At 56.2% G+C, this 16,856-nt stretch carries 15 protein-coding genes; 8 read left to right on the plus strand and 7 right to left on the minus strand.

Going from position 1 to position 16,856, the window contains the following annotated elements; all coding sequences use genetic code 11:
• Positions 1-76 precede the first annotated feature (76 nt).
• The 3 genes from LC417_RS09615 to LC417_RS09625 all read right to left on the minus strand — a co-directional run bounded on the left by LC417_RS09615 (position 77) and on the right by LC417_RS09625 (position 3,572).
• On the minus strand, positions 77-1,063 hold the full coding sequence (locus LC417_RS09615) for a nucleoside hydrolase (protein WP_223565766.1): 987 nt from the start codon (positions 1,061-1,063) through the stop codon (positions 77-79).
• A gap of 11 nt (positions 1,064-1,074) precedes the next feature.
• On the minus strand, positions 1,075-2,097 hold the full coding sequence (locus tag LC417_RS09620) for a LacI family DNA-binding transcriptional regulator (protein WP_029519642.1): 1,023 nt from the start codon (positions 2,095-2,097) through the stop codon (positions 1,075-1,077).
• 86 nt (positions 2,098-2,183) lie between these two features.
• A complete protein-coding gene (locus LC417_RS09625; protein ID WP_010251485.1) occupies positions 2,184-3,572 on the minus strand; it encodes an MFS transporter in 1,389 nt (462 codons plus the stop codon).
• A 580-nt stretch (positions 3,573-4,152) separates the two neighbouring features.
• Between LC417_RS09625 and LC417_RS09630 the strand changes: the two genes are divergently transcribed.
• The gene (locus tag LC417_RS09630; protein ID WP_010251487.1) at positions 4,153-4,707 is read left to right on the plus strand and encodes a histidine phosphatase family protein; all 555 of its coding nucleotides are present in this window, start codon (positions 4,153-4,155) and stop codon (positions 4,705-4,707) included.
• Here the strand turns inward: LC417_RS09630 and LC417_RS09635 are convergent.
• Positions 4,689-5,654, minus strand: a complete 966-nt coding sequence (locus tag LC417_RS09635; RefSeq protein ID WP_033759801.1) for a hypothetical protein — start codon at positions 5,652-5,654, stop codon at positions 4,689-4,691. The genes LC417_RS09630 and LC417_RS09635 overlap by 19 nt on opposite strands.
• Before the next feature lie 504 nt (positions 5,655-6,158).
• On the opposite strand from LC417_RS09635, the gene LC417_RS09640 reads away from it, so the two are divergent.
• The gene (locus LC417_RS09640; RefSeq protein ID WP_061703607.1) at positions 6,159-7,172 is read left to right on the plus strand and encodes a glycosyltransferase family 32 protein; all 1,014 of its coding nucleotides are present in this window, start codon (positions 6,159-6,161) and stop codon (positions 7,170-7,172) included.
• Here the strand turns inward: LC417_RS09640 and LC417_RS09645 are convergent.
• On the minus strand, positions 7,149-8,066 hold the full coding sequence (locus tag LC417_RS09645; protein ID WP_201500109.1) for a LysR family transcriptional regulator: 918 nt from the start codon (positions 8,064-8,066) through the stop codon (positions 7,149-7,151). The genes LC417_RS09640 and LC417_RS09645 overlap by 24 nt on opposite strands.
• Before the next feature lie 102 nt (positions 8,067-8,168).
• Here LC417_RS09645 and LC417_RS09650 point away from each other — a divergent pair, with 102 nt between their 5' ends.
• The 3 genes from LC417_RS09650 to LC417_RS09660 all read left to right on the plus strand — a co-directional run bounded on the left by LC417_RS09650 (position 8,169) and on the right by LC417_RS09660 (position 12,255).
• Positions 8,169-8,558 (plus strand): tautomerase family protein, encoded by a 390-nt coding sequence (locus LC417_RS09650; RefSeq protein WP_010671724.1) that lies wholly within the window; start codon positions 8,169-8,171, stop codon positions 8,556-8,558.
• A 221-nt stretch (positions 8,559-8,779) separates the two neighbouring features.
• The gene (gene opgB / locus LC417_RS09655) at positions 8,780-11,071 is read left to right on the plus strand and encodes a phosphatidylglycerol--membrane-oligosaccharide glycerophosphotransferase (RefSeq protein WP_223565768.1); all 2,292 of its coding nucleotides are present in this window, start codon (positions 8,780-8,782) and stop codon (positions 11,069-11,071) included.
• Between the two features lie 218 nt (positions 11,072-11,289).
• A complete protein-coding gene (locus tag LC417_RS09660; RefSeq protein WP_223565769.1) occupies positions 11,290-12,255 on the plus strand; it encodes a tropomyosin in 966 nt (321 codons plus the stop codon).
• A gap of 16 nt (positions 12,256-12,271) precedes the next feature.
• Here the strand turns inward: LC417_RS09660 and LC417_RS09665 are convergent, their stop codons facing one another.
• Together LC417_RS09665 and LC417_RS09670 are read right to left on the minus strand one after the other, a co-directional pair.
• Positions 12,272-12,985, minus strand: coding sequence for a GNAT family N-acetyltransferase (locus LC417_RS09665; RefSeq protein WP_187511941.1), 714 nt, complete (start codon positions 12,983-12,985; stop codon positions 12,272-12,274).
• A 149-nt stretch (positions 12,986-13,134) separates the two neighbouring features.
• Positions 13,135-14,220, minus strand: a complete 1,086-nt coding sequence (locus LC417_RS09670; protein WP_223565770.1) for a LacI family DNA-binding transcriptional regulator — start codon at positions 14,218-14,220, stop codon at positions 13,135-13,137.
• Between the two features lie 193 nt (positions 14,221-14,413).
• Here LC417_RS09670 and LC417_RS09675 point away from each other — a divergent pair, with 193 nt between their 5' ends.
• The 3 genes from LC417_RS09675 (at position 14,414) to LC417_RS09685 (ending at position 16,848) form a co-directional block, all read left to right on the plus strand.
• A complete protein-coding gene (locus LC417_RS09675; protein WP_031593265.1) occupies positions 14,414-15,226 on the plus strand; it encodes an ABC transporter substrate-binding protein in 813 nt (270 codons plus the stop codon).
• A gap of 61 nt (positions 15,227-15,287) precedes the next feature.
• Positions 15,288-16,094 (plus strand): amino acid ABC transporter permease, encoded by an 807-nt coding sequence (locus LC417_RS09680; RefSeq protein ID WP_223565771.1) that lies wholly within the window; start codon positions 15,288-15,290, stop codon positions 16,092-16,094.
• Positions 16,087-16,848, plus strand: a complete 762-nt coding sequence (locus LC417_RS09685; RefSeq protein ID WP_010671731.1) for an amino acid ABC transporter ATP-binding protein — start codon at positions 16,087-16,089, stop codon at positions 16,846-16,848. Before LC417_RS09680 ends, LC417_RS09685 begins: the two co-directional genes overlap by 8 nt.
• Positions 16,849-16,856 lie beyond the last annotated feature (8 nt).

Consider the following 16,856-nt stretch of genomic DNA (forward strand, 5'->3'; position numbering starts at 1 on the left):
CGTTTGATGGCAACAGCGATCTTCAGGAAACCGATCCGCCGCAGCCAGCACGCGGACGAGTTAATCGCCCACGACATCAGGATTTCAGGCGCTTAAATGCCTGTTCAATAATCGATAACAGCAGCGTGTTATCGACACGATGCAGCACATGTACCGATGCGCCGCACTGCTCAGGCACGCCGACAGTGACCCGAAGGGGCTGACGATAACGCCAGCTTTTGCCGCGCGTCGCACCGGGACGCAGTTCGATATCCACCCGGTAATCGATGCCTGAAGCGACCCGCTGATTCAGCAACCAGGCGACCACCAGCGCATCGTGGATCCAGCATCCCGCCAGCTGCCGGGTCGCCATCGAATAGTCGATCCAGGGACGCAGCGTATCGCGTACAAATTCGGTCAGCGGATGATCGACGGCGGTCAGGCGGGTCAAATCCTGCTGGGTCAGCAGCGTCTGCGTGGTGACATCCATCGGAACCAGCGTTACTGCTGCACCACTGTGCAGCACCTGATGGGCCGCTTCCGGATCCAGTCCAAAATTGGTGTCTTTGATATAATCATCCAGCGTAAATACGCCGCCCATAATGACAATTTCCGCCACAGCGTCGGCCATGGCGGGATAGCGCTGCATTGCCAGCGCCACATTCGTCAGCGGGCCAATCGCCACCAGGGTAATCTCGCCCGGATTGTCGCAAATCAGTTTGCCGATAGCGTCAGCGGCATCAATCGCATCCGCCGCGACATCCGCTGGCTGGCGCACGCCCTGCCACATCTCACCCAGCGCAAGCTGATTGACCCGGTTATCCAGCGTCTCGCGCCACGGCGCAGGATCTTCCTGTAGCGCCTGCGTCGCCCCCTGGATTACCGGGATAGATAATCCCAGCCGGACGATCAGATCTTTGGCGACGCGCGCGCCAACTTCACATGGCGTGTTACCGGCCACGGTGGTGATCAATTCCAGCGACAGTGCAGGTGAAGCTAAGGCCAGCGCAATCGCCAGCCCATCATCGGTGTTGGCACCCGCGATACCGTTGCCGGGATCGCAGTCAATAATAATTCTTTTCATATTTTTATAGGCTAACTCTGGCTTTGCGGCTCACAGCCGCAGGATTCACCGATTTCAAGGTAGTGTGGAAACTCCTTTAATTGCGCTTCGCTCTGTCCCTCTTTCAGCATATGAATCGCAGAGCGAGCCATCTCACGCAGTGGCTGGCGCACGGTCGTTAATGTCGGGACGTGAAACGACGAGTGATTGGTACCGTTAAAACAGACCAGCGCCACATCCTGTGGCACACGGATCTGATGTTCGGAAAAGGCGCGAAGCGCACCAATCGCCTGACCTTCGTTGCTGGTAAACAGCGCACGAGGCACACGACCCCGGGCGATCATGGTTTGTGCCGCAGCGTATCCGCCCTGTGGGGTGTAGCTGGCGGGAAACATCAGCGATTCATCAATCGGCAGACCGCGATCCTGCATGGCATCACGCCAGCCCTGAATACGATCCTGCGCGTTAAGCATATCGACCGGGCCGCTGATTATGCCGACCTGCTGATAACCATGACTCAAGAGATGTGCCGTCACCTGCCAGGCGGCCTGACGCTCATTGACCCGCAGCATGTTAACGCCCGGCTGAGGCTCAACCCGCTCCAGCATGACCAGTGGCGTACCGCTGGCTTTAATCAGGTCAATGTAAGGATGGCGATCGACGCTGTTGTAAAAGAGTCCATCGACCTGCCGATTAAGCAGTCCCTGAATTAACTCCAGTTCGCGCTTCCGGTCATCACCTGCATCACCCAGCAGCATAACGTGGCCGTGATTCATCGACTCCTGCAACAACACGTGCGCCATTGAGGCCACAAAAGGATTGCCGATGTTGGGCACCACCAATCCGAAGGTTTTGGTGTTACCGGATGCCAGTGCGCGTGCTGCCGCATTTGGCCGGTAACCGGTGGCTTTAATCGCCTCCAGTACCCGCTGACGGGTCGCCTCGGCAACCGGGCGAGGCCCGTTATTGATGACATAACTGACAACTGCCACTGAGGTGCCTGCCGCTTTCGCAACTTCACTGCGGGTCACTTTTCCCGTTAACGACTTAGGCACATCACGTTCCTCCATAAAAAAACAGGCCGCTTTACACGGCCTGCTGCTTTTCGCGCTATCCTGGCAGATGGCATCCTCAGGCAAAGCTAGATGGCATCTTCAGGCAGATTGAGATCCCGCCCTCGCGTTTCAGGCGCGACAAAGGTGGTAAAGAACCCAATTGCGGCCATCGCAGAGAAATAAACCGCAATCGGCCACCAGTGACCGGTATAAGAAAGCATAGCAGCGGCAATAAGTGGTGCGGTTCCGCCGGACAAAATGGAACCCAGTTCTTTAGCCACTGCCATTTTGGTGTAGCGATGATGAACGCCGAACATCTCCACGCCCCATGCCGCCTGCACACCAAAAATACCCAGCGACGCCAGCGCCATACCGACCACGATAACCGGGATCACCAGCATCGGTTCACGCGTGTCGAGCAGCGTAAAGGCGGGCCAGGCGTAGAACATCAGTAACAGACAGAACACGCGATAAACCACCCGGCGACCAAAGCGGTCAGAGAGCCAGCCCGCTAAAGGAATGATCAGGAAACCCAGCAACGACGCCAGGAACACCGCAGTGGTTGGTACGGACTTGTCGACCATCAGCACCTTCGCGACGTAACCGACGATGAAGCCCTGCGCCAGGTAGGAGGGGCCATTTTCGCCGATACGCAGGCCAACCATGGTCCAGAAGGCACGGGTACGCTGGAAGAAAGGCCGCTGATCCACCACCGGAGCGGCCAGTACGCCTGCGCGTTCCGCTTCCATTTCCGCTTTTCTGCGCTCAAACACCGGTGTTTCGCGCAGATGACGTCGAATCCACAAGGCAACCAGCGCAATCAGCGCACTGCTGAGGAACGGAATACGCCAGCCCCACTCCAGCAGGCTCTGCTGATCCATTTGTACCACCAGCAACCAGACCAGCGAAGCCAGCAGTGTGCCGCTGTTAGAACCCAGCGCGATCACGGAGGAGATCAGTCCGCGACGCTCTGTCGGCGCATATTCGCCCAGCATCACCGTCCCGCCCGATAACTCCGCGCCAGCGCCAAAACCCTGCGTAAAGCGCAGCAGAACCAGACAGGCAGGAGCCCAGACGCCAATAGAGGCATAGCTCGGGATTAGGCCGATCAACGTCGTGGAAGCGCCCATCAGAATGATGGTGGAGATCATCACCACCTTTCGGCCTTTGCGGTCACCGAGCCAGCCGAAAAAGAGTGCGCCGATAGGCCGGGCAACAAAGCCGACTGACCAGGTAGCAAAGCTGGAGAGCAGTGCCATGGCAGGGGTTGATTCCGGAAAGAAGACGTCGCCGAAGATAATACCGGCCGCCAGGCCATAGAGCGCGAAATCCGCGTACTCCATTGCCGTTCCGAGCCAGCATGAGAAAGTGGCGCGCCAGAAATCTTTGCGGCCTGAAGGGGTGTTAAACCGCTCATCGGCGGCTGAAGTGGATGACAGTGATGCCTGCTGATTAACGGAGTTGTGTGCCGTCATAACCCTATCCCTGAATGAGTATGCAGATCGATAAACGCCCGTCCATGGGTCGATTCCCTGATAAAAGCGGAAATTCCCCGGTGACGACGTTCAGTTGACTAACCATGATGAAAGGTTAAAGGATTCCCTGGTGTTGGAATCTTGTTCTTCGCCCCATTTCGCCGGTGTATTTTTCACCGGTCGCTTAAACTGAGCGAATGTAACTTAACAATCGATGGGTCTACTGTGCATCGGGCACCGTGAGCAATCACTGGGGACCTAGTGTATCTACGCGCGTAGATAAATCAATAGATCCTGATGAAAATTATTAGTAAAACTTCACTATCACATCCCGTCATCACGCATTTTTAGCGCAAATTCAGCCAGTTACCCGCAACACATCGCCTGAAAAAAATCACCATCGACTATAAGTTACCATTTTCTCTTATGATTAAGCGTTATAAGACTGACTAAAATCCTTTCATCGGGCTCTGTTGTCGCACACGCCTGTGACCATGAGATGACACGTGTATTTATTCTGAAAAATCGCTGTAAGCGCAGACAATACGTTACCCTGACAAAAAGGGCGGACAGAGATGCTATGAAAATTATCCTGATGCGACACGGTAAACCTGACCACCAGGCTGCGGGTCGCCAGAGCGTGCAGGCGCTGGCAGACTGGTGCGAAGCCTACGATCAGTCACAGGTCAGTGACGGGCCGCCGCCGCGCAGTATTGAGATTGCACGTCAGGCCGCGGTGATTGTCTGTAGTCCCCTGCCCCGCGCACAATCCTCCCTGAGCCAGCTCGGTCTGCAGCCCCATGAGGTTGATGCCGTGTTCAGCGAAGTCGCCGTGCCACTGCTGCGAACCGGCGCGGTGCAGTTGCCTACCCTGTGCTGGCTGGCCCTGTTGCGGTTATTGTGGTTCTGCGGGTATGCGGGTGAAGCGGAGTCGCTGCAACATGCGCGCAGCCGCGCCTCCGCGGCGGCAGAGAAGCTGATCGATCACTCACGGCATGGCACGGTGCTGCTGCTGGGCCACGGCATCATGAATAAGATGATTGCGCGCGAATTACGTAAACGCGGCTGGCAGGCGGAGAAGCACGCCAGCAGCCGCCACTGGAGTTCCGCGATCTATCATCGTCCGTTTATCTGACCGATCGGAAAATAACCCAGCACCTCACAGCCCGTTCCAACACGCGGCGTGGCAATCACTTTACGCTGCGCCAGATCGATGACGCTCAGCGTGCCATCATCCTGATTGGCAATCAGCAGCTGTTGCCTGTCTGGCGTAAAACAGCCATCCATCGGCATGTTACCTACCCGGATGTCGCCCAGCGGATTCAGCAGATCGTCAAACAGCGTCACCAGCGGTTCCTGATCGCCTATCGCCACCAACTGCTCGCCATCGGCGCTGAAGCGTACCACCTGACAGGGCCGCTCATGACCTGGCAGCGTCAGGCGCTGGCGAATGCGGTGGCTTTGCCGATCGATCACATAGAGCAACGGTGCATCAGCGGCGCTGGCGACCAGATAGGGGTGTTTCGGAGAGGCAGCGATGCCCGCAATCGGCCCGGGCAGCAGGATGGTGTCGATAACCCGCCCCTCTGCTTCACAGAGATCCACCACGGTGATGGTCGCATCCTCTTCGTTATCGGTGAACAGCTTGCGGCCGCTGGGTGACAGCGTCAGGCGATGCGCGTTGTGAGAAGGAACTGGAATGATTTTTTCCACTTTGTCGCTCTGCGGATCGATCACCGCCACTGCGGCACTCTGCTCACAGCAGAGATAGACTTTGCCATCGCGGCCCAGCTGCCCGCTGTGGGGTGCCCGCAGCGGCGACAGATCGATAAAGCCGCTGATCTCCCGACGCTGTAAATCGATAATCGCCACTTTGTGACCCGGATGCGGGTTATTACCATGAACGCCGTCGCCAAAAATGGGTACATAGGCTTTACCCCAGGGGGCCAGCATCAGGAGTTCATGCGGCCGCGGTGGAAAAGCGTTCAGTTCCCGCTCGACCGCGAAGGTTTCCGGATTAAGAAACAGGACGCGATTACCCTGCTTATCAACCGCCAGTAACCCGTAAGATTCACTCTGCATGCGCGCTCCTTTCTCAGTAAGTTCTTCTTAAGCGTAGACAATCCTCTTCAGGCTGTCTGATTCCGCGGATTGATGAGCCGGGCTTACACCACCAGTTAAGTACAATAGCCACTGTTCCTGTGGCCCGGGCCGCAGGATAACGCGCAGGTTAAGAATAATATTCAGATATTCCTTAACTGCGTTTATTCCCGCATTTAAATAAATGATTAACAGTGACGACATTATTATTTTCATAACGTGACCGGATTATTTCCGTATTATCCTAAAGTCAAAAAAAGACATAGCTAATGTGTAAATAATGTTTTATTAAAAAGGTGCAGTGCAATTAAACAGCCGTGAGGAAACTATCGCGCGCTCCAGCACTGCGTCGCCACCAGGGAAAACTATTCATTAATTCCCGCACTCATCGGGATTGCAGTCAGTATGTAATTCCGGCCGTTCCCGCCGCTGGCGGAACGGGCAGAGCCTGCACTATGACGGGAAAATAAAAATAACAGGTGTACCATGACTTCACATCGCCAACGTCCAGCGCATAAAATCTGGCGTAACTGGAAAAGAATATCGTTCAGTAGCCAGATGTTATGGAATAGAAAACAGCAGAAACTCTGTCAGGCACCGGAATATGATCCGGGTCAGGAAGATAATGTCGTATTGATCGCGCAGCAGAAAGATCTGCCGGAGATTCCAAAAATCGTCTGGATGGTCTGGCATAACGATCACCTGCCTGCCTCAATGGCGCTGAATATCAGTAAAATCCGGCGGGACAACCCCGACCACCAGGTTTATCTGATTACGCAGCGCACCCTGTCGCAGTGGCTGCCCGATCTCAACTTTATCTCTTCCGATCTGACGCTGGCACATAAAAGTGAAATCATCCGGCTTGAGCTGATTCACCGTTATGGCGGCATCGGCATCGATTGCAGCACATTGCTGTTTGAGAATCTCGCCTGGGTGCATCGCGTTCACGAAGCGCGGTCAATGGATCTCATTGGTTACTATGGTGAGCAATCGACGCTGAATCTGCTTGCGCCGGTCACCGAGAGCTGGTTTCTTGCTGCCGCCCCGCAAAATCCCTTTATCCGCGAATGGCTGAAACAGCTGGCGCCGGTTAAAAACGTCGGCATCCGCAACTATTTCCATGAGCTGAAGAAGCGTGATGATTTTCCGCTGATTGTGCAGAATATGGAGAATCCGTCTCGTCAGCTCCTGTCGCTGGCGCAGCAGGTTGCGATGCGGGAATACCGGCGGGCGAATCTCTATCTGCGTAAAAGTGAAGCCAGCGCCTGGTTCTATCAGCGCCTGCATGCCGACAGCAGCAGCGCCTTTGCGCAGTCAGTGATGTTTCAGCAGCGGCCACAGACGCCGCCACCCATTATAAAATTAACCGGCAACGAGCGGCTGCATCTCGACTTCAATCTGCGGCTTGGTTTATATAACCGCAGCAGCCTGATTGGCGAGATGATGCACACCACGCCACCTGCGCTGGCATTGCCTTCAACGGTCAAAGCGCGCGCGTAGCCAGTGTGTAAACGTGGTGACCGCGCGGGGCACCTGCGCCGCCCAGGGTCGTACGATCCACAGGCGAGCGGCAAAGGCCTCAACCGGCTGCCACGCAGGCAACACCTGCTGCAATGACCCTGCTGCCAGCGCCTCCCGGGCGCTGAAATCGGGCAGCATAGCGATCCCTAACCCCTGCAGGGCCGCATCGCGTATCGACTCGCTGTTGTTAGTGGCAAAGCTGCCCTGGATCCGTATCTGGACCTGTTCGCTATCCGCGGTGGTGGTAAACCGCCAGCGCGGTGATTCGACGCCGCGTGGATAGTAAAGGCAGTTATGCTGCGCCAGATCCTGCGGCGTACGCGGTATCCCCTGTTCGTTGAGATAGGCGGGTGATGCCACCAGTAATGTTCGCGTGTCACACAGCGGCAGTGCCACGTGGGTTTCCGGCAGGGTGTCGCTGTGTCGAATGGCCAGCTCAAATCCCTCGCTGCTCAGCGACACAATGCGGTCAGTCACATCCAGTTGCAGACGCACCTGCGGATAATCACGCAGAAACTCACCGATAATCGGCACCAGTTGCTGACGGGCAAACGCCACCGGTGCGGTAATGCGCACCAGGCCACGGACCGGCCCGGCGGTGTCCCGCACGCTGAAAAAACTCTGTTCAATGCGGGCAAAAGGCTCGCGTAGCTCCTCCACCAGCTTCTCACCGGCAGAGGTCAGCCGCACGCTGCGCGTAGTGCGTTGTACCAGCAACACACCGGCCATCTCCTCCAGCTCTTTGATTTTCTGACTCATCGCCGCCTTGCTGACGTCGAGCCGCTCTGCCGCGCGGGTAAAGCTGCCCTGCTCTGCCAGTACGGTCAGCCAGTGCAGATGATCCCACAGCGTATCCGTTTTCATCTCTTTCATCGTGATTGTTCACTATAGTGAATAATCATTTCAGGCTACGCGCTTTTTCCCGCCGGATAAAGGGGTCACCATAAGGTTCTTAATCACCGGGAGGAATCCGCTATGCCACTGCTACAATTTGATGTTATCCAGGGTCGTTCAGAATCAGAGCTTCGTACACTGCTGGATGCGGCACACCGCGCCGTGCTCACGGCCTTTAAGGTGCCGGAACGCGATCGCTACCAGATTGTTCAGGAAAACAAGCACTACCAGATGGTGTTTCAGGATACCGGACTGGGATTCAGCCGGAGCGATAATCTGGTGATGGTGCGGGTCTATACCAGCCCACGCAGCAGTGAACAGAAACAGCTGTTTATGGCCGAGCTGGCGCGTGAGCTGCGTGAGCATTGTGGTGTGCAGGGCAACGATTTAATGATCAGCTTTATCACCAATGACAAAGGTGACTGGAGTTTTGCCGACGGCGAAGCACAATATCTCACCGGCAAACTCTGAAAATCGCCCTGACTTCTGCTCTGCTGACGGTGCGCGCCAGCCACCGTCACGCCTGATAACCTCACTTCTGAAATGACAATAAACCAATCTGCTCTTCACCGCACAAATCGGGCCGGATATGTTGCAGCCGGATTACAGCCAATATAGATTGTCGAAAAACCATCCCCCGAAGGTGGCCGGTTGCGTGAAGCCTCGCGTAGCCCTGAAGAGAGGATTTGCCGTTGTCCGAATTGGTGTCCGTCGCGTTGTTTCTGGCCGCTATTGCAATCTATTCCTGTAAAGCCGGGCGTAACAAATTCTGGTTTATTGTCGTTCTTATTCTGCTGGTGCTTTTCGTTGTGCTGAACGCCACCCTCTATGCCAGCAACTATTTTACCGGTGACGGCATCAACGATGCGGTGCTCTATACCCTGACCAACAGTCTGACCGGCGCGGGTGTCAGCAAATATGTGGTGCCGGCGATTGGGCTGATCATCGTGCTGTTTCTGCTGTTCTGCCTGCTGTCGTGGATTCTGCAGCGGCGTAAGCGTCCGCATCACATGGGCTGGTCGCTGCTGGCTGCCGCCTGCGCACTTGGCTCAGTGCAGACCACCCCGGCCTTTCGCCAGGTCGCGACCCTGATTGTGTCGCATACCCAACTGGCAGATTCTGACTTCGACAACTTCTATAAAGTGCCGCGTAATCGCATTGAACAGCCGCACCTCAACGTGGTTTACATCTATGGTGAAAGCTTAGAGCGCACCTATTTTGACCCTATCGCCTTTCCCGGCTTAGCGCCGGAGCTGAGCCGGCAGAAAGAACAGAGCATCGACTTCAGCGAAACCGAACAGCTGCCAGGTACCGATTACACCATTGCGGGTATGGTCGCCTCACAGTGTGGCATTCCGCTGTTTGCCCCGTTTGATGGCAATGCGTCAGCATCGCTCTCCAGCTTCTATCCTCAGAACGTCTGTCTGGGCGACATCCTGAAAAACTCTGGCTACGAGAACTGGTTTATTCAGGGTGCCGATCTGCGTTTCGCCGGGAAAGATGTCTTCCTGAAATCACACGGTTTTGATCCCGCTAACCTTTATGGTTCGCAGGAGCTGAAAAGCCGCGTCGCCGATCCCACCTACCGTAATAACTGGGGTTATTACGACGATACGGTAATGGATGAGGTGTTTGAGAAGTATCAGGAACTCTCTCAGGCCGGTAAACCTTTTGCGCTGTTTACGCTGACCGTCGACACCCATCATCCTGACGGATTTATCTCACGCAACTGCGATCGCAGGAGCTACAGCATTGAGGGCAAACCGAATCAGTCATTCAGTGCGGTCGCCTGCTCGCAGGAGCATGTGGCGCGCCTGATTGCGCGCATTAAAGCGTCGCCGTGGTTCAAAAACACCGTGATTGTGGTGAGCTCGGATCATCTGGCGATGAACAACACTGCGCATCCGTGGCTGGTCAAACAGCCCCGTCGCAATCTTTTCATGGTGATCCGTGGTGACAAGCCGCAGGCGGAATTGATGGAGGCGAAGCGCAGCACGCTGGATAACGGCGCCACGCTGCTCGATATTCTCGGCGGCGATAACGCGATTGGCCTGGGCCGCAGCAGCCTCTCATCGCTTTCACTCTCCACCCAGTTCGACGATATGAAGAGTAAGGTGGCGAGCTGGAAGCCCGACATTATCCAGCTGTGGAACTTCCCGAAGAAGATAGACAACTTCACGGTGGATCAGGCGAAGAATATCTTCAGCTTCTCGGGGACCACCTTCAAATTGCCGATTCTGTTCCGCATCAGTGATAAGCACGTTGAGCCGATGCCGGAGGGGGAATATTCGGCACCGCTGCGCTATCAGCTGGCGGATTTCGCCTCAGCCGATAAATTTCTCTGGGTGGATCGCTGTTTTAAGATGGCGCGACTCTGGCAGCCTTCGCTGGCACTTTCCGGCGATCTCTGTGTGGCGATGGGACAGCTCGGCGGCACGCCGTCGGTGACGCATGTCGACAAACCGCAGTGGAAAGGCAAAGTCCGTTTCCCGGAGGGCGCTATCAGCGATGCGCGTTACCAGCAGAACCTCGCGCAGATCCGTATTGAAGATAACAACATTCGCTACAGCGCCGATAGCTTCAGGCTTGACGTGCCTGGCGCACCGGAGAGTGTTAAAAGCTTCAGCGGCATCTCACGGCCAGAGAGCTGGGGACGCTGGTCTAACGCTAATCTCGCGCCCGAGGTTCATATCGACTATATCGATGCGCTGCCCGCGAAGTTCGATCTGGTGATCACCGCGCGTGCGTATGGCCCCAACGCGCACCGGGCGATTCCGGTGCGGGTCGGCGATCAGCAGCAACTGCTGTCACTGAGTGAAGAGATATCGACACATACCCTGCATTTTGATAACCCAGGCGCCAGCCATCGTCTGGTGATTGCACCACCTGAACCGCAGCTGAGTAACACCGGCAATATCACCGGTCAGGATCCGCGCAAACTGGGCATCGGCATGGTTGAAATTAAAATCGTGCCACAGCCCTGACGCCCGCTTTTTTCTTTCCGACTCTGCGGATTTCCGCAGAGTCGCCTCATCCTGCCATCAGCTAAATGTTGCGAGACAGCCCGCACTCTGTTGCACGTTACTTGTTGTACTAATTGATATTTTTCGGCGAGGCGCGCAAAATATAACCGGCTTAGTGGCGATACGTCTTTTGCCTGTCATGATGCCGTTATCGCTGAAGTGCACAGGGAGGTGTCGTGATGACAAGCACAATGATGAGTACCCACAAAGCCTTTAAAGCGCTGCAACAGGCAGGGATCGACGATCAGCAAGCGGAGGCGATGGTGGAGGTGTTTACTGATATGCAGCAGAGGCAGCCCGGCGGACAGGTTGGAAAGCAACTCGGTCAGATTCAGACCAAAGCCAACCATATAGACATTCGGCTCGGCCAGCTTCAGGCAAAAGCCGACCAGACAGACGATCGGGTCAGTCAGCTCAGGACCAAAGTCGACGAAACAAACGATCGGGTCAGACACCTTACAACAAAAGTCGACGAAACAAATGATCGGGTCAGTCACCTTACGACCAAAGTCGACGAAACAAACGATCGGGTCAGCCACCTTACAACCAAAATCGACGAAACAAACGATCGAGTCAGCCACCTTACGACTAAAATCGACGAAACAAACGATCTGGTCAGCCATCTTACGACCAGAGTCGACGAGACAAACGATCGGGTCAGTCACCTTACGACCAAAGTCGACCTGATGGATGATCGACTCGGCAATCTTACATTGAAAGTCGACCAGACAGACAGCCGGGTCAGCCAGCTTTCAATAAAAGTTGATCAAATAGACAACCGGCTCGGCCAGCTTACAATAAAAGTTGATCAGATAGACATTCGGCTCGGCCAGCTTACAACCAAAGTCGATCAGATAGATGGGCAGCTTGGTCAGCTCACAACAAAAGTACATCAGATAGACGAGCGGCTTGGCCATGTTGAAAGAAAAACGGACAAACTGGCCATCCGTTTTAATCAGTTAGAAGCCAAGGTGGATAAGCTGGATGTCGCTCTCAGTGAAATGAATTTCCGATTAACTTCGGCTGTGGACAGCCTCAGAAATGACGTTGTTACCCTGACCACCGATATGCGCTGGATCAAACGATTATCAATTCTCATGACCACCACCCTGCTGGCGGCGGTCCTGAAAGATATTTTAATGTGATCGCGTTATCACCCGGTCAGGGTCTGTCGCGCAGCGCCTCCAGCTTTTCGCGCTGCTGACCGTCGGCGGTAAAGTTATCCTCCGCCAGCCAGCGCTGCAGGCCCTTTTTCACCTGCGGCCATTCGCTATCGATAAGCGAGAACCAGCTGGTGTCACGTGAACGCCCTTTGTAGATGATTGCCTGACGGAAATCGCCTTCATAACGAAAACCGAGACGTGCCGCCGCCTTACGGGAAGGGGCGTTACAGCTATCGCATTTCCATTCATAACGGCGATAACCCAGCGTCTCAAAGGCGTAACGCATCAGCAGGAAATGCGCCTCCGTTGCCATGCGGGTCTGTTTCAGCCGGGCCGAAAACATGACATGCCCGACTTCCATTACGCCATGTTCAGGCTGAATGCGCATTAACGACAGGCTACCCACCGCCTGGTCGGTGGCGAGCTCGATCACGGCAAAATGCAGCGGATCGCGGCTCACTTCAAGCTGTGCGGCATACGCCTGCCATGCCGGACGTTCGGTAAAGGGACCGGCAGGAAGGTAAGTCCAGTCACGCCCATCCTCAGCCAGCGCCCATGCCTCAAACAGTGCCTCAGCATGACGCGCCACACTGAACGGCTCCAGCCGACAAACTTCGCCAGTAAAAACCTGATGCTGGGGCAGAGGTCGGGGCTGCCAGTCTGGCATTGGCTCACCGACCGGCTGTCCGAACTGATTGGTATGTTGTGGCATGTTGTCTCCTGGCTGCAGATTATCTCTGCAGATTGCCACGATCATAATTGATTAAAAAGGACCAAAACTGGCGAAAATGATAGAACCATTGCCTGCGAACGCATCAGCCAGGCGATATACCAGTTACCGGGCTGGCCGGGTTAACCGCATCATTCCGCACTAATGAGGCTGGCCGGTGCGGCAATGGACTGGCGAATCATCAGACGGGCATCAAAGCGCGGCATCGGTCCGACGGCTTCGCCGTGTATCTCCGCGATCAGGCGTCGTGCCGCTTCACGGCCCATCTCATACACCGGTTGCGCTACCACCGTCAGCGGTGGCGTGACAATCTCACTCCACGGAAAATTGTCATACATCACGAATGAGAGATCAGCAGGGATTCGCAGTCCGCGCTGCGTCACTTCGCGCAGCAGCCACATCGCCACCACGCTGTCAGAAGCCACCAGCGCAGTGGGCGGCTGCGGACGCTGCCACAGCTCGGCCACGATACGGGCAATCTCCGCTTCGTCCAGCGCATTCACTTTCACCATCGTCGGATCAAATTCCACGCCCGCAGCAGCAAATGCCTGCATCATGCCGCCCACGCGCTGGGCGACCGGCGTCAGGCCAAAATCCCCTGGCGTGCTGTAGTCGGTTGCCAGTGCCATGCTGGTGATATAGGCGATGTGGCGATGGCCCGCTTCCAGTAACTGCGAGGTTGCTTCTGCAGCCACTTCGGTAAATTCGCAACAGATCGCCTCCACATCAAGGTCAGTTACTGCGCGATCAAATAATTTCAGCGCTCTGCCCTCTTCCAGTACCTGAGTCAGGTGACTGTTGTGACGGTGTTCTGAACAGCAGGGCGCAACGATGATGCCGTCGACCCGCTTTTCCAGCATCACCCGCACCGCATCCTGCTCAGCCTGCAACTTCTCATCGCTGTTACTGAGCAGCAGATGGTAACCGGCAGTGCGCGCCACATCCGCCATACCGCGCAGCGCAAGACCGAAATGGGGATTCTCAATGTCGCCGACAATCACACCAATGGTATTGGAACGTCCGGTGTTCATACTGCGGGCCAGGGCATTCAGACGGTAGCCGAGCGCGGAGGCCGCGCTGTTGACCCGCTCCTGCACCTCATCACTGACCGCCCCATAGCCACCCAGCGCACGCGCCGCCTGGGCTTTAGATACTTTTGCTGCGCGCGCCACATCCGCCACGGTAGGCGCTTTAGATTGTCGTTTCTGGCTGGTCATAATTATTTTGAATCACAGGTTGATGACAGGAATATTGACGCCGAAAAAAGGCTGTGCTTAAACTCATTGTAACCCCTTGAGACCGGTCTCACAACATCAGTGTCTTAAGGTGTCACCTGTGTTGAGACCGGTCTCAATAATAATCGCTGGCTCAACAGTCTCTGATGTTTAAACCTGCAAAAACGGATGAGCTATGAAATCGCAAACCACCCTGGGCAAACTGCTCGGCACCACGCTCGCACTCTGTTCACTGTCGTTCTGTACGCTGGCTGCCAGCGATAACAATCCCTATGGGCTGATCGAACCGGGTCAGCTACGCATCGCCAGCGTCGGCGACTCAAAACCTTACACCTTCACGGATGCCAGCGGTCAGTTCACCGGCTTTGACGTCGAATTCTTCAAAGATGTCGCCCATCGTATCGGGATCGATAAGGTCGATTTTATTGGACAGGACTTCTCGGCCATCATGCCGGCGGTGGCCAACGGTCAGTATGACGCGGCGGTGGCGGCTATCGGCATCACCCCTGCGCGTGAAAAGACGGTGGATTTTTCAACCGGCTATCTGGCGGGATTTCTCACCGTTCTGACCCGCCACGACAGCGGCGTGAAGAATGTCGCCAGCCTGGCAAAACACCGGCTCGGGGTGGTTCAGGGTACGCTGCAGGAGAGCTATGCCGTCGAACACTTCACCCAGACCGATCTCGTACGCTTCCCGGATAACAACAGCGCAGTCTCTGCGCTCAACAACGGTACGCTCGACGCGATCTTCCTCGACTACGAGGCGGCAAAAAGCTACGCCGACCGCTTTAAGCTGGTCTCTGCCGCCGACATCCCCTCGTTTGATGCACCGGCCGGCATTGCCATTGCCAAAGGCAAACCCGCCTTCAAGGCCGCGCTGGACAGTGCCATCAAAGCAGCCATGCAGGATGGCACCTGGCAACGGCTCTATCAGAAGTGGTTCCCCGGATCGCCGATGCCAAAACAGTATCTGCCTGGCGGGCAGTAAAGATGCGGACGTTCGCGTCCTGAGTTAACCGGGGGATCCCCCACTCTGCATGGAGACGGCGATGGACTTGCTCACGATTCTTTCCCGCACCTTCTTTGATTTTCCATCAATGATGGAAGTACTGCCGCAGATGCTGACCACCGGGCTGGTCAACACGGTGATTATCTCGCTGGCGGCAACGCTGCTCGGCACGCTATTCGGCCTTCTGCTGGCGCTGATGGGCATCTCGCCCTCACGCTGGCTGCGTCTGCCTGCCCGGCTCTATACCGATCTGTTCCGCGGTCTGCCATCGATTCTGACCATTCTGCTGATTGGTCAGGGCCTGGCGCGCTTCAGCTATCAGCTGTTCGGTCCTACGCCCTATCCGCTGGGGATCTTCGCCCTTAGCCTGATCGCCAGCGCCTACATGGGCGAGATTTTCCGCGCCGGTATTCAGAGTGTTGAACGCGGCCAGATGGAAGCCTGCCGTGCGCTGGGGATGAGTTATGGCCGGGCAATGCGACTGGTGGTGATCCCGCAGGGGATCCGCCGCGTATTGCCCGCCATCGTTAACCAGTTCATCGCCATTATTAAAGATTCCTCGCTGGTTTACCTGCTGGGCCTCATGACCCAACAACGGGAACTGTTTCGCGTGGGCCAGGACGCGGCGGTGCTCACCGGCAATCTCTCGCCCCTGATGCTGGCAGGGCTGTTCTATCTGATTATCACTGTGCCGCTGACGCACATGGTCAACTATGTCGATGTGCGTTATCGCACCGGCCGACGTCGCCTGACTGCCCCGCAAAGTGGCTTAAAAGAGGTGGAGGAAGTCAGAGCGCCCGGCGGCGCACTGGTCTCTCATCCCCGGATCGGAGGCAACCATGAATAATCTGAACAGCACCACTGCCGCGAGCTGGCACGGTGCCAGCCTGGAGCTGCGCGATCTGACTCTGGCTTATGGCCCGATTGAGGTGTTGCGTAACGTCTCGCTGCGGGTCGCGCCCGGCAGCACTACCTGCATTATCGGGCCATCTGGTTCGGGTAAGTCGACGCTGCTGCGCGGCATCAACCGGCTGCATGAACCGCAATCGGGGGATGTACTTCTGGCTGATCGGTCAGTGTTGCGCGACAAGCCAGATGCGCTGCGGTTACGGATCGGCATGGTGTTTCAACATTTCAATCTCTTCCCCGATCACAGCGCGCTGGAGAACGTGGCGCTGGCACCGTGGCGGGTTAAAGGCCTGCCCAAAGCGCAGGCGATGGCGATTGCGCGTCAGCGGCTGGAAGAAGTGGGTCTGGGTCAGCGCGCCGATCACCGGCCACGCGATCTCTCCGGCGGCCAGCAGCAGCGTGTCGCGATTGCCCGCGCGCTGGCGATGGATCCCGAGGTCATGCTGTTTGATGAGGCGACCTCCGCGCTCGATCCCGAACTGGTGAAGGGTGTCCTGACGCTGATGGCGGATCTCTGTCGTCGCGGCATGACGATGGTTGTGGTGACACATGAAATGGGCTTTGCGCGCAAAGTGGCGGATCAGGTGGTGTTTATGGACGAAGGCGAGATTGTTGAAGCCGGGCCGCCGGGCGCCATTTTTGATACGCCACAGTCGCCGCGACTGCAACGTTTTCTCTCTGAAGTGCTGTAACTGAGCAA

It is taken from the genome of Pantoea sp. OVA07A, assembly GCF_019969975.1.
Taxonomy (GTDB): domain Bacteria; phylum Pseudomonadota; class Gammaproteobacteria; order Enterobacterales; family Enterobacteriaceae; genus Pantoea; species Pantoea agglomerans.